We start from the raw sequence: 4,044 nt of genomic DNA, 5'->3' as shown, positions 1-4,044 counted from the left end.
ACCAGCACGCGACCGCGCGCCAGCCGCGCCAGTTCGGCGATCACCAGGCTTTTGCCGGCGCCGGTCGGCAGCACAATCACCGCTGGCGTGGCGTGGCGGCGAAAATGGGCAACGGTGGCATCAACGGCTTCTTGCTGATAGGGGCGCAGGGTAAACGACATGGGAACCGGCTTTTTCTGGAACGGACGCGCATTATGCCATGAAAGTGGCTGAAACGCAGGATCGGCACTATTAGCAGGCAAAGGTTCAGGCTATACTGCCCACACTTTTTCAACGGTTAACCCTGCTCTCAATTATGCCGTGGCCGCCGCGCTACGCTGTAAATGATTTACCGGGCAAACGCCGTTTCAGTTCCCCTCCGCAGTAACAGGCAAAAAAGCGAATTCATGCGACTCGACAAATTCATATCTCAGCAACTGGAAGTTAGCCGTGCCATCGCCGGCCGTGAAATACGTGGCAGAAAGATCACCATCAATGGCGAAGTGGTGCGTGACACCGCGTATAAAGTCCTGCCGGACGATGCCGTAGAGTACGACGGCAATCCGCTGACGGTGCAGCAGGGCCCGCGCTATTTCATGCTGAATAAACCGCAGGGCTATGTCTGCTCCACCGACGATCCGGATCATCCCACCATTCTCTATTTCATTGAGGAGCCGGCGGCGTTCAAACTGCACGCGGCAGGGCGGCTGGATATTGATACCACCGGGCTGGTGCTGCTGACCGATGATGGTCAGTGGTCGCATCGCATTACTTCTCCGCGCCATCACCTGGAGAAAACCTACCTGGTGGAACTGGAGCAGCCGCTTGACGCGGGGCTGATCGAAAAATTTGCTGCCGGCATTCAGCTGCACAACGAGAAAGATCTGACCAAACCGGCGCAGCTGGAAATCCTCGATGAGAAAGCCGCGCGCCTTACCCTCAGTGAAGGGCGCTATCACCAGGTGAAACGTATGTTTGCGGCGATGGGCAACCACGTCACGGCGCTGCATCGTGAAAGCATCGGTGAGATTGTGCTGGATGAGGAGCTCGGTGAAGGCGAATACCGTGAACTGACCGAGGCGGAAATCAACAGCATCGGCCTGCCGGACGAACTGAAACAGCGCAAATAGCGGGAGACAGTGGTGCGTAAGGAAAAAAATTCACCGGTGGGATTAGTGGTGATTCTGGGATTGCTGGCGATGCTGATGCCGCTCTCCATTGATATGTATCTGCCGGCAATGCCGCAAATCGCCCGTGAATTCGCGGTGTCGGCCGGCAGCGTACAGATGACGCTGAATCTCTACATCCTCGGCTTCGCCATTGGTCAGCTGGTGTATGGCCCGCTGGCGGACAGCTACGGACGTAAACCGGTGATTGTGCTTGGCACGCTGATTTTTGCCTGCGCGGCGGCAGCCTGTGCGCTGTCGCAATCCATTGACCAGCTGATTCTGATGCGTTTCCTGCACGGGCTCTCCGCCGCCGCGGCCAGCGTGGTAATTAACGCCCTGATGCGCGACAGTTATTCGAAAGAAGATTTCTCGCGCATGATGTCGTTTGTCATGCTGATCACCACCATTGCGCCGCTGCTGGCCCCGATCATCGGCGGCTGGCTGCTGCTGCTGTGGAACTGGCACGCCATCTTCTGGACGCTGGCATTGGCCGCACTGATTACCACCGTGCTGGTGGTAACGCAGATCCGCGAAACGCTTAAGCCCGAGCAGCGGCAGCGTTTTCACCTGCGCACCACGCTGAGCAATTTTGTCGCGCTGGTGCGGCACAAACGCGCCTTCAGCTATATGCTGGCAAGCGGCTTCTCGTTTGCCGGGCTGTTTACCTTTCTTAACGCCGGGCCGTTTGTTTACATTGAAGTGAACCATGTGTCGCCGCAGAATTTCGGCTACTACTTTGGCCTCAACGTGGTGTTTCTGTTTGTCATGACGCTGATTAACAGCCGCGCGGTGCGCCGTTTCGGACCGCTGGCGATGTTCCGCCTCGGTCTGCTGATTCAGTTTGCCATGGGCATCTGGCTGCTGATTGTCAGCGCGCTCAACCTCGGTTTCCTGCCGCTGGTGTTTGGCGTGGCAATGTTTATTGGCTGCGTATCGACCGTCTCCTCCAATGCGATGGCGGTGATCCTTGACGAATTTCCCCATATGGCCGGCACCGCATCCTCGCTGGCCGGTACGCTGCGCTTTGGCGTCGGTGCGCTGGTTGGCGCGCTACTGTCGCTGGTCAGCGTCAACAGCGCCTGGCCGATGGTCGCCACCATCGCGCTGTGCGCTACCGTCTCAATCGTGCTGTTCAGCTACGCCGCCCGTCCGCGCCACACCGCGTGATGGCGGCGGGTCTATGCTGAGCCCGCTGTTATTTCACCTCCTGATTTGCCCCTCTCCGCACTCTCGCTCTGCTTAATGTTTCCATATTGTGAAAATTAATTGATAAAAAAGTAACGACATTGCGTCTAAAATGATTGTTAAGCGCCGCGTAACGCGGTAAACATAGGCATAAATGCGAGAAAGCTCGCAAATAATAAAGTTGCATCACGCTTTGTGCTTAAAACGAGAAGGCTATCCTTGACGTCCGTATGCTGAGCTTGCCAGGTGGGGATTCACCGCGATGAAGCCGTCCGTTGTGAATAACGTTACTGTCTCTGGGAACCGAAACACTATGCTGCAACTCTCGGTTGTGCATCGTTTACCACAACTTTACCGCTGGTCGCTGGAACATGCCGGCGCCATTGAACGCCAGGAAGCAGCGAACGGCGCGCATGACGGGGATCTGGTCGCGCTGCGCCTGCTGAGCCATGATGGCCATCCGGCGCTGGAGATCCTGCAGCAGCTACAGGAAACGCTGGCGCAGATTCAGGTCGAGTGCAAAATTGCCGAATGTGAAGGGCAGCCGTGTTTGCTGATTCAGCGCGGCGACGAGAGCGCCACTAACTGTTGTCTGAAAAATCAGGGCGTGGCGATCGCCGAAACCTTTGACGGTCACTGAGGCCCGATCTCGCCCTGCGCGGAGGCCAGCAGCTGACGCGTATACTCTGCTGCGGGCGCGTTGAACAGCGCTTCGCATTCACCCTGTTCCACCACTTCACCCTGGCGCAACACCACCAGCTGATGACACAGCGCGCGCACCACCTGCAAATCGTGACTGATAAACAGATACGCCAACTGATGCTGCTGCTGTAAACGGCGCAGCAGGGTGAGGATCTGCTTTTGCACCGAGCGGTCCAGCGACGAGGTGGGTTCATCCAGCACGATCAGCTGCGGCTGCAGGATCAGCGCGCGGGCGATGGCGATACGCTGGCGCTGACCGCCAGAGAATTCCGCCGGGTAGCGACTGCGGCTCGCTGCCTCCAGGCCAACCTCTTCCATCACCGCAATGACTCTGGCTTCCTGTTCGGCAGCGCTGAGCTGCGGCTGGTGCACCGCCAGCCCTTCGGCAATCACCTGCTGTACCGTCATGCGCGGATTGAGTGAAGAGTTGGGATCCTGAAACACCACCTGAATGCGCTGGCGCAGCGGCAGTAGCTGCTTCGCGCTCAGCTGATGCAGCGGCTGGCCGTCGAACCAGATCTCGCCGCGCGCAGCAATCAGGCGCAGCAGCGCCAGGCCGGTGGTGCTTTTGCCTGACCCGGATTCGCCGACTAACCCGAGGCTTTCGCCGCGCCGCAGGGTAAAACTGAGATTGTGTAGCGCGGTTTTTTCCGCCACGGTGCGCTTCAGCAGTCCACGGCGAATCGGGAAACCCACCTGCAAATTATTCACCTGCAACAGCGGCGGCGCGTCGATCAGCGGTACCGGTGCGCCGTCCGGCTCGGCGGCCAGCAGCTCGCGTGTATAAGGCTGCTGTGGCTGGCGAAATAGTGCGTCACAGCGGTTGTGTTCCACCTCGCGCCCGTTGCGCATCACCGTCACGCTATGGGCCAGCTGACGCACAATGTTCAGGTTGTGGGTAATGAACAGCATGCCCATGTTCAGTTCGCGCTGCAGTTCGCGCAGCAGCTGTAAAATCTGTGCCTGCACCGTGACGTCCAGCGCCGTGGTGGGCTCATCGGCAATCAGC

Annotated in this window: 5 protein-coding genes; 3 read left to right on the top strand and 2 right to left on the bottom strand. The window is 58.4% G+C overall.

The features are described from left to right. A partial coding sequence (locus ERD80_RS21205) for a DEAD/DEAH box helicase family protein (protein ID WP_168926307.1) occupies nt 1–161 on the bottom strand: 161 nt, incomplete at its 3' end. 225 nt (nt 162–386) lie between these two features. On the opposite strand from ERD80_RS21205, the gene rsuA reads away from it, so the two are divergent. From rsuA to ERD80_RS21190, 3 genes are all read left to right on the top strand, one after another. Further along, nucleotides 387–1,109 carry a 16S rRNA pseudouridine(516) synthase RsuA gene (gene rsuA / locus ERD80_RS21200; RefSeq protein WP_021509252.1) on the top strand — a complete coding sequence of 241 codons (723 nt, stop codon included), beginning with the start codon at nt 387–389 and terminating at the stop codon, nt 1,107–1,109. Nucleotides 1,110–1,121: 12 nt separating this feature from the next. Beyond that, a complete protein-coding gene (locus ERD80_RS21195; RefSeq protein WP_021509253.1) occupies nt 1,122–2,315 on the top strand; it encodes a Bcr/CflA family multidrug efflux MFS transporter in 1,194 nt (397 codons plus the stop codon). A gap of 331 nt (nt 2,316–2,646) precedes the next feature. Then, nucleotides 2,647–2,973: a hypothetical protein gene (locus ERD80_RS21190; RefSeq protein ID WP_021509254.1), complete on the top strand. Its 327-nt coding sequence runs from the start codon at nt 2,647–2,649 to the stop codon at nt 2,971–2,973. Here ERD80_RS21190 and ERD80_RS21185 read toward each other — a convergent pair. Then, nucleotides 2,967–4,044 (bottom strand): ATP-binding cassette domain-containing protein (locus ERD80_RS21185; protein WP_136548436.1); only part of this gene is annotated, 1,078 nt, incomplete at its 5' end. The two genes, ERD80_RS21190 and ERD80_RS21185, sit on opposite strands and share 7 nt — an antisense overlap.

Origin of the sequence: Pantoea sp. R102 (assembly GCF_004916815.1) — a bacterium.
Classification (GTDB): domain Bacteria; phylum Pseudomonadota; class Gammaproteobacteria; order Enterobacterales; family Enterobacteriaceae; genus Pantoea; species Pantoea dispersa.
The sequence above is the reverse complement of the archived record's forward strand: the minus strand, read 5'-3'. Positions and strand labels throughout refer to the sequence as shown.

Coding starts and splice junctions, on each gene's coding strand:
- rsuA (WP_021509252.1), top strand. CDS start 387: ATGCGACTCGACAAATTCATATCTCAGCAACTGGAAGTTAGCCGTGCC.
- ERD80_RS21190 (WP_021509254.1), top strand. CDS start 2,647: ATGCTGCAACTCTCGGTTGTGCATCGTTTACCACAACTTTACCGCTGG.